The 16605-nt window shown below is 68.7% G+C and carries 16 protein-coding genes; 4 read left to right on the top strand and 12 right to left on the bottom strand.

Going from position 1 to position 16605, the window contains the following annotated elements; translation table 11 throughout:
* Positions 1–2: 2 nt before the first annotated feature.
* The 5 genes from DT074_RS16350 to DT074_RS16370 form a co-directional block, all read right to left on the bottom strand.
* Positions 3–1802: an ABC-F family ATP-binding cassette domain-containing protein gene (locus DT074_RS16350; protein WP_119420926.1), complete on the bottom strand. Its 1800-nt coding sequence runs from the start codon at positions 1800–1802 to the stop codon at positions 3–5.
* The gene (gene tsaA, locus DT074_RS16355) at positions 1799–2272 is read right to left on the bottom strand and encodes a tRNA (N6-threonylcarbamoyladenosine(37)-N6)-methyltransferase TrmO (RefSeq protein WP_368744719.1); all 474 of its coding nucleotides are present in this window, start codon (positions 2270–2272) and stop codon (positions 1799–1801) included. The genes DT074_RS16350 and tsaA overlap by 4 nt, the downstream gene beginning before the upstream one ends.
* Positions 2263–3021 carry a glucose 1-dehydrogenase gene (locus DT074_RS16360; RefSeq protein WP_119420927.1) on the bottom strand — a complete coding sequence of 253 codons (759 nt, stop codon included), beginning with the start codon at positions 3019–3021 and terminating at the stop codon, positions 2263–2265. The genes tsaA and DT074_RS16360 overlap by 10 nt, the downstream gene beginning before the upstream one ends.
* Before the next feature lie 61 nt (positions 3022–3082).
* A complete protein-coding gene (locus DT074_RS16365) occupies positions 3083–3574 on the bottom strand; it encodes an isoprenylcysteine carboxyl methyltransferase family protein (RefSeq protein WP_119420928.1) in 492 nt (163 codons plus the stop codon).
* The gene (locus DT074_RS16370; RefSeq protein WP_119420929.1) at positions 3571–4614 is read right to left on the bottom strand and encodes a type III polyketide synthase; all 1044 of its coding nucleotides are present in this window, start codon (positions 4612–4614) and stop codon (positions 3571–3573) included. The genes DT074_RS16365 and DT074_RS16370 overlap by 4 nt, the downstream gene beginning before the upstream one ends.
* Before the next feature lie 118 nt (positions 4615–4732).
* Between DT074_RS16370 and DT074_RS16375 the strand changes: the two genes are divergently transcribed.
* Positions 4733–5422, top strand: coding sequence for a DUF502 domain-containing protein (locus DT074_RS16375; protein ID WP_368744720.1), 690 nt, complete (start codon positions 4733–4735; stop codon positions 5420–5422).
* Between the two features lie 9 nt (positions 5423–5431).
* Here the strand turns inward: DT074_RS16375 and DT074_RS16380 are convergent, their stop codons facing one another.
* Positions 5432–7048, bottom strand: coding sequence for a glycosyltransferase family protein (locus DT074_RS16380; RefSeq protein WP_119420930.1), 1617 nt, complete (start codon positions 7046–7048; stop codon positions 5432–5434).
* Positions 7049–7266: 218 nt separating this feature from the next.
* Here DT074_RS16380 and DT074_RS16385 point away from each other — a divergent pair, with 218 nt between their 5' ends.
* From DT074_RS16385 to DT074_RS16395, 3 genes are read left to right on the top strand one after another with little or no spacing between them, the layout of a single operon-like run.
* On the top strand, positions 7267–7977 hold the full coding sequence (locus DT074_RS16385; RefSeq protein WP_368744721.1) for a class I SAM-dependent DNA methyltransferase: 711 nt from the start codon (positions 7267–7269) through the stop codon (positions 7975–7977).
* A complete protein-coding gene (locus DT074_RS16390) occupies positions 7970–8968 on the top strand; it encodes a glycosyltransferase family 2 protein (RefSeq protein WP_119420932.1) in 999 nt (332 codons plus the stop codon). The genes DT074_RS16385 and DT074_RS16390 overlap by 8 nt, the downstream gene beginning before the upstream one ends.
* 10 nt (positions 8969–8978) lie before the next feature.
* Positions 8979–9317, top strand: a complete 339-nt coding sequence (locus tag DT074_RS16395; protein WP_119420933.1) for a DMT family transporter — start codon at positions 8979–8981, stop codon at positions 9315–9317.
* Between the two features lie 6 nt (positions 9318–9323).
* Here DT074_RS16395 and DT074_RS16400 read toward each other — a convergent pair whose 3' ends face one another.
* From DT074_RS16400 to DT074_RS16425, 6 genes are all read right to left on the bottom strand, one after another.
* Positions 9324–10442: a DegT/DnrJ/EryC1/StrS family aminotransferase gene (locus DT074_RS16400; RefSeq protein WP_119420934.1), complete on the bottom strand. Its 1119-nt coding sequence runs from the start codon at positions 10440–10442 to the stop codon at positions 9324–9326.
* Positions 10443–10446: 4 nt separating this feature from the next.
* On the bottom strand, positions 10447–11439 hold the full coding sequence (locus tag DT074_RS16405) for an NAD-dependent epimerase/dehydratase family protein (RefSeq protein ID WP_119420935.1): 993 nt from the start codon (positions 11437–11439) through the stop codon (positions 10447–10449).
* A 75-nt stretch (positions 11440–11514) separates the two neighbouring features.
* Positions 11515–12462 carry a dimethyl sulfoxide reductase anchor subunit family protein gene (locus tag DT074_RS16410; RefSeq protein ID WP_119420936.1) on the bottom strand — a complete coding sequence of 316 codons (948 nt, stop codon included), beginning with the start codon at positions 12460–12462 and terminating at the stop codon, positions 11515–11517.
* Positions 12463–12492: 30 nt separating this feature from the next.
* Positions 12493–13230: a 4Fe-4S dicluster domain-containing protein gene (locus DT074_RS16415; protein ID WP_119420937.1), complete on the bottom strand. Its 738-nt coding sequence runs from the start codon at positions 13228–13230 to the stop codon at positions 12493–12495.
* Positions 13227–16079, bottom strand: coding sequence for a molybdopterin oxidoreductase family protein (locus DT074_RS16420; protein WP_368744722.1), 2853 nt, complete (start codon positions 16077–16079; stop codon positions 13227–13229). Before DT074_RS16420 ends, DT074_RS16415 begins: the two co-directional genes overlap by 4 nt.
* Entirely contained in the window at positions 16072–16593 is a 522-nt protein-coding gene (locus DT074_RS16425) for a GNAT family N-acetyltransferase (protein WP_119420938.1), read from the bottom strand. The genes DT074_RS16420 and DT074_RS16425 overlap by 8 nt, the downstream gene beginning before the upstream one ends.
* Positions 16594–16605: the final 12 nt, after the last annotated feature.

A 16605-nucleotide genomic window follows, 5' to 3' on the forward strand; every position in this document is an offset into this window, starting at 1 on the left:
GGTCAGCCCTCGATCTCCTCGCGCAGCAGCTCGAGGGCGAGCCACTCGTCTTCCGCGGCCGCGAGCGCCGCGCGGGCGGTCTCCAGGGCGGCGGCGGTCCTGGTGAAGCCGTCGGGATCGCGGGCGTAGAGCGTCGGATCGGCGAACTTGGCCTGCAGCGCGGCAATCTCCGCCTGCAGCTTCTCGATCCGGCCGGGCAAGGTCTTCAACGCGTGGCTCTCCTTGAAGCCGAGGCGGCGCTTCGGGCCGGTGCTCTGCCGTGGTGCCGCGGCCTCGCTCCTCGGCTTCGCCGTCTTTGCCGGCGCCGCCGCCGGCTCGCCGCGCTGCGTCAGCATGTCGGAATAGCCGCCGGCATATTCGGTCCAACGGCCGTCGCCCTCGAAGGCGAGGGTCGAGGTGACCACGCGGTCGAGGAAGTCGCGGTCGTGGCTGACCAGCAGCACCGTGCCCGGATAGTCGCCTAGCATCTCCTGCAGCAGGTCGAGCGTCTCGAGATCGAGGTCGTTGGTCGGCTCGTCCAGCACCAGCAGGTTGGACGGGGCGGCCAGCGCGCGGGCCAGCATCAGCCGGCCGCGCTCGCCGCCCGACAGCACGCCGATCGGCGTGCGCGCCTGTTCCGGCGGAAACAGGAAATCCTTCATGTAACTGACCACGTGGCGGCGCTGGCCGCCGACCACGACCGTATCCCCGGCGCCGTCGGTCAGGGCCTGGGCCAAGGTCCAGCCCGGATCGAGCGCGGCGCGGCGCTGATCCAGCGTGACCACCTGCAGGTTGGCGCCGAGCCGGACGGTGCCGGTATCCGGCGCCAGCGTGCCGGTGAGCAGGCCGAGCAAGGTCGTCTTGCCGGCGCCGTTCGGTCCGACGATGCCGATCCGGTCGCCGCGCTGCACGCGCAAGGACAAGTCGCGCACCACGGCGCGCTCGCCGAAGCGCTTGGCGATGTTGGTCGCCTCGATCACGAGCTTGCCGGAAAGCTCGCCTTCGCTGACCGACATCTTCACCATGCCCGCGGCGCGCCGCTCCGACCGGCGCGTCTCGCGCAAGCTGGTGAGCGCGCGCAGGCGGCCCTGGTTGCGCTTGCGGCGGGCGGAGATGCCCTGACGCGACCACTCGGTCTCCGCCTCGATGCGGCGGTCGAGCTTGTGCCGCTCGGTCTCCTCGCGCTCCAGGATCTCGTCGCGCCAGGATTCGAATCCGGCGAAGCCCTGGTCCAGACGGCGGGTGATGCCGCGGTCGAGCCAGACCGTGGCCTGCGACAGGTTCTGCAGAAAGCGCCGGTCGTGGCTGATCAGCACCAGGGCTGAGCGGCTCTGCTGCAGGGTCCGCTCCAGCCATTCGATCGCCGGCAGGTCGAGATGATTGGTCGGCTCGTCGAGCAGCAGGATGTCGGGCTCCGGCGCCAGGGCGCGGGCCAGCGCCGCGCGGCGCGCCTCGCCGCCGGAGAGGCGCTGCGGCGCCTCGTCGCCGGTGAGGCCGAGCGCCTGCAGCAGCTGGCGCGCCCGGTGCGGGTCGTCGTTCGGGCCGAGCCCCGCCTCGACAAAGGCGGCGACCGTAGCGTGCCCGGCAAGATCGGGCTCCTGCGGGAGATAGCGGATGGTGATGCCTTGTTGCGCGATGCGTTCGCCGCGATCCGGCTCGACCAGGCCGGCGGCGATCTTGAGCAGGGTCGACTTGCCGGACCCGTTGCGGCCGACCAGCGCCAGGCGCTCGCCCGTGCCGACGGCAAAGCCGGCGCCTTCCAGCAGCGGGGTGCCGCCGAAGGTCAGATGGATGTCGGTCAGCGCGAGGAGGGGGGCCGTCATGCGGCCGGGTTCTTACCCTCGGGCCGCGCCCCGAGCCAGCCCATCGCGGCCTCCGGCTCGGCATCGGTGGTCCTGAGATAGGGCTTGATGTCGATGAGCGGCGTGCCGTCGACGCAATCGAGATAGCGCACCTTCAGCACGCCCGGCGCCTCCATTCCCTCGAACGCGACGACTGACAAGCCGATCGGATTCGGCCGGCGGGGCGAGCGCGTCGCGAACACCCCGCGCGGCCGGGCGTCGAATGGCGGCGTGAAGACAAGGTCCGGCGTCTCCGCAAGATGCAGCCAATAGACCAGGATCAGGTGGCTGAATCCGTCGATGCCCTGCAGCCCCGGCTGGAAGGCCGGATCGACATGCACGCGGCAGAGCGGCGCCGGATCGAGCGCGCGGCCGTTGCGCGGGCAGTCGCCCGGCGAAGCGAACGGCGTCTCGATCCGCCCGATCGAAGTGAGCGTGGCGTTCAGATGCACCGGCCTCCATCCACTTCCATGCAGACGCCGGTGATGAACTCGGCCTCGTCGGAGGCGAGGTAGAGCGCCGCATTGGCGATGTCGCGCGGCGTCGAGAGGCGGCCGATCGGCACGCTGGAAATGAACCGGGCGCGGATATCGGGTGTGTCCTTGCCGCCCATGAACGCCGCCAGCATCGGCGTGTCGCCGGCCACCGGGTTCAGTGCGTTGACGCGGATCTTCTCTGGCGCCAGCTCCACCGCCATCGACTTGGTCATGGTGATCACCGCGCCCTTGGAAGCGTTGTACCAGACCAGGTTCGGCCGCGGCCGCACGCCCGCTGTCGAAGCGATGTTGACGATCGAGCCGCCGCCTTGCTTCCGCATGACCGGCAGCACGGTCTGTGCGCACCAGTAGATCGACTTCACATTGACGGCGAAGATCTTGTCGAAGGTCTTCTCGTCGGTCCCGAGCATGGGCGCCGCGCGCTGCGGCATGCCGGCATTGTTGACCACGATGTCGATGCGCTTGAACGCCTTGGTCGCGTCCTTCACCAGCTTGGTCCAATCGGCCTTCCTGGTGACGTCGCAATTGACCGCCAGCGCCTTGCCGCCGGCCGTCTCGATCATCTTGGCGACGCCCTTGGCGCCTTTCAGGTTGATGTCGGCGATCACCACCTTGGCGCCTTCCTCGGCAAAGCGCCGGGCAATGCCCTCGCCGAAGCCCGAGCCGCCGCCGGTCACGATCGCCACCTTGCCGTCGAGACGCATGCCTTTCCTCCCGCTTGAGTCGGGCTCTCCATCCCATGCCGGGACGGGTCGCGCAAGCCCGTCAGCGGCCGGCCAGCGCTGCGTTCTCGACACGGATGCGATGCCAGAGCAGCGCGGCATTGAGGGCGGAGAACGCGGCGGCGATCCAGACCGCACCGAAGGCCAGCGGCAGCACGGCGATCTCCAGCGCGACCACCACATAGTTCGGATGACGCAGCCAGCGATAGGGCCCGCGGTGCACCAGCGGCATGCCGGGCAGGGTGATGATGCGCGTGGTCCAATAGGGGCCGAGGCTGGCGATGATCCACACCCGGGCGAACTGAAGCACGAGGAACAGTCCGAGCAACGGCCAGGACCCCGGCGCATCGGCAGGCACCCGGAGCGCCAGGGCGGCAATCCAGGCGGCGTGCAGTGCGACGATCAAGGGATAGTGGCCGCCGCCGACCTCGACCGCGCCCTGAGCCCGCAGCCGCCGGGTGTTGCGCGCGGCCAGGACAAGCTCGGCCAGCCGCTGCAGCACGACCAGCCCCAGCACGAGATGGAACAGGCTCAACCGCCGCCCAGCAGCAGGAAGCCGGTGGTGAAGCCCGGCCCCATGGAGGTGAGGAGGCGCCAGCCGTCGGCGCCGGCGGCGAGGCTGTCGGCCAGCACGAACAGGACGGTCGCAGCCGACATGTTGCCGAACCGGTGCAGCACGTCGCGCGAGCGGACCAGGCCGCCACGCTGCACCTGCAGCACGTCTTCCAGGGCATCCAGCACCTTGGCGCCGCCGGGATGGCAGCAGAACTCGGCGATGTCGCCGAGGCCGAGACCCTGTCGGGCGAGGAAGCCGGTGATCAGCTGGCCGAGATCGTTCCGCACCAGGGTCGGGATGTCGCGCGAGAACACCACCTTCAGCCCGTCATCCGCGACGTCCCAGCCCATCACGTCGAGGCTCGCCTCGAACGTATGCTCGCCCCAGCCGGCGACCGCGGGGCCGACCGGATCGGCGCTCAACAGGCAGGCGGCGGCGCCGTCGCCGAACAGAGCGGTGGCGATCACGTTGCTCTTGGACTGGTCGCCATGGCGGAAGGTCAGGCCGCAGAGCTCGACCACCAGGAACAGCCAGCGCGTGCCGGGCCGCGCCTTGGCCAGCGCGGCGGTGCGGGCGAGACCGAGCACGCCGCCGGCACAGCCCAGCCCGAAGATCGGCAGCCGCTCGACCTCGCGCTTGAGGCCGAGGCGGTCGATCAGCATGGCGTCCAGGCTCGGCGTCGCGATGCCGGTGGTGGAGGCGAGAACGATGCCGTCGACATCCCGGGCGGTCAGGCCGGTACGGGCGAGGACGTCCCGCGCGGCGCGCTCCAGCAGATCGAGCGCGTTCTCGATGTAGAGCCGGTTGCGCTCGGCAAAGCCGTGCGGCTGCTCGTACCATTCGATCGGCACGCAGGAATGGCGGGTCGCGATCTCGGCATGGGCGTAGACCGGCCGCATCCGGTCGAAACCCCGGCCGGTGAACACGCTGCCGGCGCGCGCCGCCACCTCGGATTGATGCAGCAGATGGGGCGGCACGGCGGTCGCCACGGCGTTGATGTGCGGAACCGTCAGGGTCACAGCAACCTCAAATAGGCACGTCGACGGACTAACGCACTACAAGCTTGCGCGATCCATGCCCTTGACCCGGACCGCCCCGGGCCGTCATAGCTTCGTCACGCCCTGGCCAAGCTGATCCATGACCGATCCCGATTCTCCGCCACCCCTGATCCCGCCGCCCGTGCCGCCGCCCAAGCCGCGCGGCGGCCCGATGTCGGCGCTCCGCACCTATTTCCTGACCGGGATCATCGTGGTGGCGCCGCTCGCCATCACGGCTTACGTCGTATGGGCCTTCGTCGACTTCGTCGACCGGCTGGTCACGCCATTGCTGCCGGCGGTCTACAACCCGCGCACCTACCTGCCGTTCGACGTGCCCGGCGTCGGCGTCGTGGTGGCGGCGTTCTCGCTCACCATGATCGGCTTCCTGGCCGCCAACCTGCTCGGCCGCACCCTGGTCCGCGCCGGCGAGCGGGTGCTGGCCCGCATGCCGGTGGTCAGTTCGATCTACAGCGCGCTCAAGCAGGTGTTCGAGACCCTGCTCGGCAGCCGCGCCCAATCGTTCCGCCAGGTCGCGTTGGTGGAGTTTCCGCGCCGCGGGGGATATTCGCTTGCCTTCGTGACGTCGGAGGGCGTGAACGAGGTGTCGCGCAAGCTCGGCGAGACCGATCTGCTGACGCTCTACGTGCCGACCGCGCTCAACCCCACTTCGGGCTACATGATCTTCCTGCCGCGCCGCGAGGTCATCCTGCTCGACATGACGGTCGAGGAGGGGATGAAGCTCGTCATCTCCGGCGGCGTGGTGCAGCCGGGCAAGCCCGTGCCGCATTGAGGCCACGGCTCAGTCGCGCTTGCGCCGCCAGATGTTGTAGCGGTCGAACTCGTAGGCGAAGTCGTAGTTCTTCATCGCCGCCGCGAAGCGCGGATCGCGCGAGAAATAAGCGAGGTAGTCGAACACCTCGGTCGCGCAACGCGGGATGCCGGGAATGCGGTCGACGAACAGGATGTCCGGCTTCGCCTTGATGAAGTCGTCGATCACCGCCGTGAACACCTGCTTCTCGATCGCCGGGGCGGTATCGAGATCTCGATACAAGTGACCGTTGGGCAGGCACTCGGCATACAATCCCTGGATCGGCCACATGGTGGCGAAGCGGCCGGCGAGGTAGGCCTTCTCGTATTCGACAGTCGGAAAGAACGGATAGATGCCGGGCGACAGCGCCATGATGCGCCGGTTCGGCGATTCCACGGCGATGACGTCGCCGAGCTGGCGGGCGATGCTGCCCTCGTAGCGCTGTTGATAGGCGAAGGGCGGGTTGACCAGGAAGTAGGGATAGGCGACCAGCGCCAGCAGCGAACCGGCAAGCGCGGTCACCCGTTGCGGCGCGGCCGCGGCCGTCGCCAGCCAGCGGTCCAGCTGGTCGACGACCAGCGCCGCCAGCAGGATGATGGTGCCGCTCACCGCCGGCATCGCATGGTAGTCCCAACCCTTGCCCTGGGCGACGCAGGAGATCACGCCGCCGACGGCGAACAGGCAAAGCGTCGCGAAGCCGGGTTCGCGACGCAGGAAGAAGGCAATCGGCGTCAGGATCATCAGAGCGATGGTGGTCGCCGCCATGGCCGAGCCGAACAGCACGTCGAGCGGGCCCATGCCGATGGCAAGGTAGGTGCCGACGGCGATCGGGTAGGTGTAGGTCAGGTAGGCCGGGGTGAGGAACAGCATGATTCCGGCATGGACAGCGACCCAGGCGCCGATGATCCAGGGCACTGGATCGCGCAGCGCCGCGCGCGGCCCCCGGCGCAGCAGCAAATAGCCCTCGATCAGCGCCGGAATGACCAGGAAATACGGCTTCAGCGCGAAGCCCAGCCCGGCGGCAATGGCGACCGCCAGTGCCAGCTTGTGTGGCGGCCGGCGATGGGCGCGGATGCCGGCAAGCAGTGCATAGGGGATGCCGGCGAGCAGCATGAAATGCTCGCGCTGGCCGAATTCCTGCGACTGGGCGGCGGCCATGACGAACAGCACCACCAGCGGCACCGCGTCGCGTGCCAGGTGCCCCTTGCCATACGGGGCCAGCGCGACGAGCTGGCGGCAGGCGAGGGCGGCGCTGACCACGGCGGCCATTGTCAGCATCACCCACCAGGTGGTGGCCGCGAGGCCGGTCCAGTGCTCCAGCAGAACCGGGATGGCGTGCAGGATGATGGTCAACGGTGGGTTGACGTCGATCACCTCGGCATAGAGCCGCTCGCCGGCGATCCAGCGCCGGGCGATGTCGATCAGGGTGGCGACGTCATGGTTGATCGGCGGGAACAGGTACCCCGCCATGAACATGATCGGGATAGCGTAGAGCAGGGCGAGGGCGGCGCGGCTGCCGGCCAGCCAGCTGGCGGGCGACCAGGCCCGGTCCAGGCTGCGCGGGCGGTCGACGGCGATAGTCAGGGCCTGAATGGGACGGTCGGGCATTCCGGAACGAGGACTTGGCCGGCTTTCACGGGTGGGCGGTTGGGTGGAAGCGGGACTGGCAGCGCGCGGGTGATCGGACCATATTGGCAAAACGTTACAATACACTCAAATGCCGCTGAATTCGGTCCGAATCATGGCGCCTTGGCGCTATCGGGCCATGAAGGCGCCGGAATCCCGAGGTCCTCTGCACCATCATGGAAGCCCGTGAATACGAGCTTATGCACAGTCTCGAGGACCGCATGTGGTGGTACCGGGCCGTCCACGCCAACGTGTTGAGCCTGCTGGGGCGCTATCTGCCGGGTCGCGAGGCGGTTCTGCTGGATGCCGGCTGCGGCACCGGCGGGCTGCTGCGGCGGCTTGGCCGGGCCCGGCCGGCCTTGATGCTGTTCGGCATCGACACCGCGCCGGACGCCCTGTCGCGGGCGCTGCGCAGCCCCGGCGCCCGCATGGTGGCCGGCGATGTCAACCACATCCCGTTCGCGGACGCGACCTTCGACGCGATCGTCTCGGTCGACGTGCTGTGCCACCGGGCGGTGGCGCCGGACCAGACTTTGGCCGAGTTCCGCCGCTGTCTCGCCCGCGACGGCGTGTTGCTGCTCAACCTGCCGGCCTATGGCTGGATGAAATCGGCGCATGACGACCGCGTGCACAATGTGCGCCGGTTCAGCCGCAGCGATGCCCGCGCCCTGATCGAGGCGGCCGGTTTCCGGGTGGTGCGTGCGACCTACTGGAACACGCTGTTGTTTCCCCTCATGCTGCTGCGCCGCCTGGTGTCGCGCGGCGGCGCCGACAGCGATGTGCGCGAGTATCCGGCCGTGCTCGACCGCGCCTTCACCGCCCTGACCGGGCTGGAGAGGCGCCTGGTCGAGGCCGGCATTAACCTGCCGTTCGGCGGTTCGATCCTATTGGTCGCGGTGAAACATGCCTGATCGCCTTCCCATCCCGAAACCGGCCCTTTCGATCGTGGTGCCGGTCTATAACGGCGCCAGCAGCGTCGGCCCGTTGGTCGAGGCGATCGCCGCGCTCGACGTGAAGGGCGGCCACGAGATCGTGCTGGTGGTGGACGGCAGCCCCGACAACAGCCTGGAAGTCTGCCGCGGCCTGATCGGCCGGCACCGGGTGCCGGTGACGGTGCTCGACCTCGCGCGCAATTTCGGCGAGCACAATGCCGTCATGGCCGGGCTCCGCCAGGCCGCGGGCGACTATGTCATCACCATGGACGACGACCTGCAGAACCCGCCGGAAGAGGTCGTCCGCCTGTTCGAGCATGCCCGCGAACACGAGCTCGACGTCGTCTACACCTACTATGCCCGCAAGGAGCATGCGGCCTGGCGCAATCTCGGCAGCCGCTTCGCCAATTGGTGCGCCGATCAGGTGCTGGACAAGCCGAAGGGGCTCTACCTCTCGAGCTTCCGCTGCATGAGCGCCTTCGTGGTGCAGCAGGTGATCCGCTATGCCGGGCCGTATCCCTATGTCGACGGCCTGCTGCTGCAATCGACCAAGCGCATCGGCACGCTGCTGGTCAAGCACCTGCCGCGCGCCGAGGGGCGCACCAATTATACGCTGCGCCGCCTGGTCAGGCTGTGGCTCGCCATGTTCCTCAACTTCTCGGTCATGCCGCTCCGCATCGCGACCGTGGCCGGGATGGCGATGAGCGGGCTCGGCCTGCTCGGCTTCCTCGCCGTGCTGATCGAGGCGGTGACCGGCGGCACGCCGCCGGGCTGGGCCTCGCTGATGGCGACCTCGCTGCTGCTCGCCGGCGTGCAGTTCGTCATGCTCGGCATCGTCGGCGAATATCTCGGCCGGCTCTATCTGACCGCCAACGGCAAGCCGCAATCGATCGTGCGGCAGATTCACCGCGACCCGCGCGCGGGGGCGCCGCGCGAGGCGGTGCCGATGCGGGCGGTCGCCAACGACTGACGGAGTTCCTATGGGGGGTATCGGAGCCTATCTTGCGCTCGCCGCGGCCATTCTGGCGGGCGTCATCGGCCAGACCTTGCTGAAGAGCGGCGCCGGCGCGGCGACGCTGGTCGAGCAGTTCCTGCATCCGCGCACCATCATCGGCATCGGCGCCTATGGCACCGGGGCGATCTTCTATGTGCTGGCGCTGCGCACCATCCCGCTTTCGGTCGCCTTTCCGAGCGTGGCGGTTTCCTACGTGGTGGTGGCGGGCCTCGGCGTCTTCATGTTTCACGAGCCGTTCAGCCTGATCCAGGGTGCCGGTCTCGCCTGCATCTGCCTCGGCGTGGTGCTGCTGCAGATGGGGTAGCGCGGCTCAACCCACCGCTCGCCGAACCTCCGCAATCACCCGCAGGACATCCGCGTCCGTCATCTGCGGATACATCGGCAGGCTCAGCACCTGCGGCAGCAGCCTTTCGGTGACCGCCATGCCGGTCGGGCCGATCGGCGTGCGGCCCTGATAGGCCGGCTGGAGATGTACCGGCGCGGGGTAGTGCACGTTGGTGCCGATGCCGGCTGCCTTGAGGCGCTCGCGCAGGCCCTCGCGGTCGGGATGGCGGACCACGTATTGATGATAGACATGTGTGGCCGTCGGGCGAACGGCCGGCGTGATCAGGCGCGGAAGATTGCCGAGGCCCTCGTCATAGGCGCGGGCGATCGCCTGGCGGCGCGCATTGTCGGCGTCGAGGTGCTTCAGTTTCACCCGCAGGATCGCCGCCTGCAGCGGATCGAGCCGGCTGTTCATCCCGGCCTCGGCGCTGATATAGCGCTCGCGCCAGCCGTATTCGCGCAAGGCCCGGAGCCGCTCCGCCATGCCGCGATCGTCGGTCGCGATCACGCCGGCATCGCCGAGCGCGCCGAGATTCTTGGTCGGATAGAGACTGAACGCCGCGATGTCGCCGATGGCGCCGATCTTCTTGGCCCCGATGGTTGCGCCATGTGCCTGGGCGCAATCCTCCAGCACCTTCAGCCCATGCGCGCGGGCGAGCGCCAGGATCCGGTCCATCGCCGCCGGCTGGCCGTAGAGATGCACGGGGATCACGGCGCGGATGCGCGTGGCTCCGGGTGCCTTCAGCGCCGCTTCCAGCGCCGCCGGATCGAGACAGTAGAACTCGTCGATATCGATCAGCACGGGCTCGGCGCCGGCGATCTCGATCGCCGCGACGGTGGCGACGGCAGTGTGCGAGACGGTGGCGACGCGGTCGCCCGGCCTAAGGCCGAGACCCTTCAGCGCCAGCACCAGCGCGTCGGTGCCGCTGCCGCAGGCGACCGCCTCCGCCGTCCCGGCCCAGGCGGCGAATTCACGCTCGAAGGCCTGCACCTCGGCGCCGCCGATATACCAGCCGCCGTCGAGCGCGCGGGCGATGCCGGCGTCGATCTCGGCCTTGTGGGCGAGATAGCCGGCTTTGGGATCGGTCTGCGGGATGGTCTGCATGGCTTCACAGATAGTGCGGGAGGTTCTCGCGGTAGAAGGCGATGGAGCGGCGCAGCGCCTCGTCCAGCGGCACGCGCGGGCGCCAGCCGGTGGCCTGGCGGAACTTGGCGTCGGTCGCGTAGTAGTCGCCGATATCGATCTTCTTGCGCTCCGGTGGGAAGCTCTTGATGGCGTAGCTGCCGCTGCCATTCGCCGCGACCACGAGGTCGGCCAGATCCTTCAGCGAGATCACCCGGTCGCCGCCCAGGTTGAAGATGCCGCCATCGACCGCCTTCGCGTCCGCGGCCGCCAGCAGGGCATCGACGCAATCGTCGACATAGGTGAAGTCGCGCAGCTGCTCGCCGCCCCAGACTTCGAAGGCGCGCCCCTCGACGGCGGCGCGGATCCACACGCCGAGGAAGGTCTGCCGCGCATCCTTCACCCGCATGCGCGGGCCGAAGGTGTTGGTCAGGCGCAGCGCGGTGGAGCGCAGCCCGTAAACGTTATTGTAGAGGATGTGGTACCACTCGCCGGCCATCTTGTTGATGCCGTTGACATCGGTCGGGCGCAGCAGGTGCTTCTCGTCGACCGGCAGGTAGTCCGGCTTGCCGTAGATCTGCCGGGTCGAGGCGAAGACGATCTTCACGCCGGGATTGTGGTGCCGGCAGACCTCGAGCAGGCGCAGCTGCGCCACGCAGTTGATCTCGAGATCGGTGACCGGGTCGGCCATCGAATCCATGTGGCTGGTCTGGCCGGCCAGGTTGAAGATGACCTCGCGGTCCTGCACCAGGTGGCGCAGGCTGTGCGGGTCGCGCACATCCGAGATGTTGACGCGGACGCGATCCTCGATGCCGGCGACGTTGAACAGGTTGCCGCCATATTCCGGGATCAAGCTGTCGACCAGGACGACGTCGGCGCTGCGTTCGACCAGCGCGCGCGCCAGGTTCGATCCGATGAAGCCGAGTCCGCCGGTGACCAGCACCCGCCGCCCCGCCCAGGCCTTCTCCAACTGTTCCACGATGGTCAGGTCTCCGCCACGCCCGCCCTCATAGAGCCTGGCCCAGGCGGCGGCAATGTGGCCGACCGGCGGCGCTCAGACGGCATCGGTGCCGTAATAGAGCATCACCGTATGGCGGGCCTCGGCGAAGAACAGCCAGCGTTCGACCAGCAGGCCGCCCAGCATGGTTACCGCCGCCAGGATCGCCGCCAGGGCGGCGATCCAGCCGCTGGCGGCCAGCGCCAAAGCCACGAATGCCGCCGGCAGGGCGAAGCCGTAGATCAGCGCGATCCGGCGCAGCTTGCCGGCATGCTTGCGGGCGATGCGGAAGCCCATCTCCTTCAGCAGGTAGTTCTCTTCCGTATGCGGCGGGTCGAGCGGGCGCACCTTGCCGATGGCGCCGAGGCCGGTTGCCGTTTCTGCCGTCGCGGCCGGATGTGCGCGGTCGATATGCCGCCAGTAGCCGAGCTTCACTGCCACCGCGACCACGGCGAAGACGAGCGTCGCATAGCCGCCCGGCGGCGCCACATAGCCGAAGCCGCGCAGGCAGGCATAAGCGATCGCCGCGCCGCTCATCAGCGCGAACAGCAGGTGCGCCACTGGCGTCCAGGCGTTGTGCCAGCGCGGCACCGGCTTGAGGCTCGCATAGATCATCGCGGTCACCCACACGGTGAGCGGGCAGAGCACCACCAGGATGCCGGCGACAACGCGCCACCAGGGCGCGGCGCGGTCCTCGCCGAACCAGCCCGCGGCGAGTGCGAGGCCGAACGGCATCACGGCAGCCATCAGCACGCCCTCGCGCGATAGCCAGGACGACCGCCATTGGCTGAAGGCGCGCCAGGCCCGCTCCGGCCGGCCGAGATGGAAGCCGGAGGAGAGCGCGCCGGCGCCGATCAGCGCCAGTGCGATCAGTGCCGTGCTGGCGCCGAACAGATCCGTCCCCGGTACATGGCCGGCCAGGATCATGACGCTGAGCAGGAACAGCAGGCCAAGCCCCGCGCCGGACAGCACGGTGAAGAAGATGACGGAATAGGCGGGATGCATGGGGTTACAGCTCCCGCGCCGAAAGCTCGTTCATCGCGACAGCACCCGGTCGACCCATTTGAGGAAGCGGCTCTCGATCGAGGCGGGGGCAGGCTCAGGTGCGGCTGAGCAACTTGGCGCGCTCGTCTTGCGCCGCGGCGGCAGGTACTTGTTGGTGGGCTGGTAGCCCATCTCCGGCATCAGGTCGAAGCCGCCGCGCGCCGCCACCAGCTGCGAGACCTTGGACGAAGCATCGCCGAGATCGCCGAAATGCCGCGCGCCGGCCGGGCAGGTCGAGACACAGGCCGGAATGCGCTCGGCCTCCGGGATCGTCTCGTTGTAGATGCGGTCGACGCAGAGCGTGCATTTCTTCATCACCCCGGCATCGTCGTCGAACTCGCGCGCGCCGTAGGGGCAGGCCCAGGAGCAGAGCTTGCAGCCGATGCACTTGTCCTCGTCGACCAGCACGATGCCGTCGCTCGCGCGCTTGTAGGAGGCGCCGGTCGGGCAGACGGTGACGCAGGCCGGCGTTTCGCAATGCAGGCAGGAGCGCGGGAAGTGCACTGTGCGGCCCTCCGTGCCCTCGCCGGCCTCGAAGGAATGCACCCGGTTGAACCAGACGCCATGCGGTGCTGCGCCATAGGGGTCGTGATCGGGCAGCGGCCCCGCGATGCCGCCGGAATTCCATTCCTTGCAGGCGACCGCGCAGGCATGACAGCCGACGCAAGTATCGAGGTCGATGACCAGGCCAAGTTTCTTGGCGCTTTCTCCCTTCGGCAGATCGGTCATGCGACGCGGAACCTCGCCCCCTGGCGCAGGATGTCCGGCCGCCCGGCCATCCCGTCCGGCGGCCGCAGCGCCTCGAAATCGCCGCTCGCGTCCGCGATCTCGTCGGCGGCGCATTTCTCGATGCGGACGCGGAGATCGTACCAGGCGGCCTGGCCGGTGATCGGATCGGCATTGGCGATCTCCTCGCCGGGCAGGCGCTCGGTGATCAGGTGGTTGAGCAGGAAGCCGCGCACCGCCTCCGGCGCGTCGGGTGCCAGGTTCCAGGCGCCCTTGCGCTTGCCGATCGCGTTCCAGGTCCACACCGTCATGCCGTTGACGCCCTCCATCGGCCGTGCCTCGGCCTGGATGCGGCCGTGATGGCTGGTCACCCAGACGCGGTCGCCTTCCTCGATGCCGAGCGAATTGGCGAGCGCGCGCGGCAGGTACAGCTTGTTGTGGCTCAGGATCTGCCGCTGCCAGGCGTTCTGCGAATCCCAGGCGTGGTACATGATCATCGGCCGCTGCGTCACCGCATGCAGCGGGAACTCGCTCTCGCTCACGCGTGCGCCCTCGAAGGGCGCGTACCAGATCGGCAACGGATCGAAGGCGCTCGTGATCCGCGCGCGCAGCCGGTCCGGCGGCTGGCGCGTGCCATGCCCCTCGGCGGCGAGGCGGAAGCGCTGCAGCGGCTCCGAATAAAGCTGCATGACGATCGGCTCCGCCTTGTCGAGGAAGCCCATCGCCACCGCGTAGTCGAGATAGGCCTTGTTGGCGTGCTTGAAATAGCGCGCCTCCTTCGGGATCTCGTCCTTCCAGAAGCAGCCATTGGCGATATAGGCCTCGATCTGGTGCGGGTTCGGCGCGCCCTTGCCGGATGTCCTGCCGTTGGCGCCGCGGAACCCGGCCAGCATGCCGACACCCGGCCGGCGCTCGTGCCGCGCCATGTAATCGGGGAAGCCGCCGGGATAGAGCGCGCTGCCGTCCTGCGCCGCGAGGCCCGGCAGGCCGAGGCGCGCGCCCAGATCGATCAGCACGTCCTGGAACGGCCGCACGTCGCGGTCCGGCGTCAGGATCGGCTGGCGGATCGAATCCGCCGGGCCGTCGGCATCCGAGATCGGCCGGTCGAGCAGCGAGATGCAGTCGTGCCGCTCCAGATAGGTCGTGTCCGGCAGCACCAGATCGGCATAGGGCACCATCTCGGAGAAGAAGGCGTCCGAATAGATGATGCGCGGGATGCGGTACTCGCCGGTGCCTTCGTCCTTCGCCGTCAGCATGGCGATGGTCTCCGGCACGTTCATCGACGAGTTCCAGCTCATATTCGCCATGAACATCATCAACGTGTCGATCGGGTAGGGCTTGCCCTCGAAGGCCTGGCGGATCACCAGATGCATGGCGCCGTGCGCGGCGAGCGGCGCCTCCCACGAGAACGCCTTGTCGATGCGCAAAGGCTCGCCGTCGGCGTCGACCAGCAGATGCTCCGGCCCCATCGGGAAGCCGAGCGGCGGGCCCTTCAAGGTGTCGCCGGCCAGCACCGGCCCGGCCGGCGGCGGTCCCGGCGGGCAGGGCTTGGGGAAGGGCGGCTTGAAGCGGAAGCTGCCGGGCGCATCGACGGCGCCGAGCAGCATCTGCAGCACGTGCAGCGCGCGGCAGGTCTGGAAGCCGTTGGAATGCGCCGAGATGCCGCGCATGGCATGGAAGCTGACCGGCCGGCCGATCATCTTCTCGTGCCGCCGGCCGGCCCAATCGGTCCAGGGCTGGTCGATGACGACGGGCTCCTCGAAGGCGACGCGCGCCAGCTCGGCGGCCAGCGCGCGGATGGTCGCCGCCGGCACGCCGCATTGTTCGGCGACGGCCTCCGGCGCATAGGCATCGTCCATGTATTTGCGCGCCAGCAGCTCGAAGACCGGCACCGCCTTGCGGCCGTCCGGCAGCACGCGCTCGCCGATCAGCGCCGGCACGATGTCGGGCAGCAGGGCGTCGACCACGGCGCCGGCGTGGCGGTCGAAGGCGAGCGGCTTGCCATCGGCGTTGCGCGCGAACAGGCCGTGATCCGCCGCGCCGGGATTCTGCACGACCAGCCAGGGCGCGTTGGTCACCCGCACCAGGAAGTCGAGATCGATGCGGTCGTTGATCAGCAGTTCGCGGATCAAGGACAGGACCAGCAGCCCGTCGGTGCCCGGCCGGATGCCGATCCACTCGTCGGCGATGGCGGAATAGCCGGTCCGAACCGGATTGACCGACACGAATTTCGCGCCATGCGCCTTCAGCTTGCCGAGGCCGATCTTGATCGGATTGGAGGCATGATCCTCGGCGACGCCGAACATCACGAACATGCGGGTGCGCTCGAAATCCGGCTCGCCGAATTCCCAGAACGAGCCGCCGATCGAATAGAGCCCCGCCGCCGCCATGTTGACCGAGCAGAAGCCGCCATGCGCGGCATAGTTCGGCGTGCCGAACATCTGCGCCCACCAGCCGGTCAAGGCCTGGGACTGATCGCGGCCGGTGAAGAAGGCGAGCCGCTTCGGATCGGTCTCGCGGATGCGGCCGAGCCATTCGGTGGCGAGGCCGAGCGCCTCCTCCCACTCGATCTGCTTGAACTCGCCCTTGCCGCGCTCGCCGACGCGGAGCAGCGGCTTGGTCAGCTTGGCGGGCGACAGCTGCTTCATGATGCCGGCGGCGCCCTTGCCGCACAGCACGCCGCGGTTCACCGGGTGATCCTTGTTGCCCTCGATGTAGCGCAGCTCGCCGCCCTTCAAGTGCACCTTGATGCCGCAGCGGCAGGCGCACATGTAGCAGGTCGTGGTGCGCACCTCGTCCGAGACCGGCACCGACAACGGAAGCGGCCGGTCCAGGATTTTGTTGTCACGCAACGGCCCTCTCCTCCCCGAACAGCAGACCCATCACCACCACGTCGTCGTAGTACTCGTCGACCTTGAAGGCGCGGCGCATCACGCCCTCGAACCTGAAGCCGAGCTTCTCGTAGAGCTTGCGCGCACGCTCGTTGTTGGCATGGACATGCAGCGTGATGCGCTCGAAGCCGCGCGCGCGTGCGGCTTCGAGCGCTGTCTCCAGCAAGCGGCGGCCTATGCCGCGGTCGCGATAGGGCGGCAGCAGGCCGATTCCCAATATGCCGATATGGCTTTGGGTCGGCCGGTTCGTCTGGCTCAGATCGCACCAGCCGACCACCTCGCCGCCGTCCAGAACGACGAAGAACGGCAGCCGGTTGGCCAGCATCCATTCGATGTACTGCTTCGTCTCCGCGGGCGGCGGCATGTCGGTGAAGGCGATCCAGCGCTTCTCCCGTGCCACGGCGCCGACGCACCGGCGGAAGCCCTCCAGGTGCTCCGGCGCGAAGGGAAGAATCGTGATTTCCGACCCATTCATGACGTCGACGCT

Source organism: Desertibaculum subflavum (assembly GCA_003576705.1).
GTDB lineage: Bacteria > Pseudomonadota > Alphaproteobacteria > Ferrovibrionales > Ferrovibrionaceae > Desertibaculum > Desertibaculum subflavum.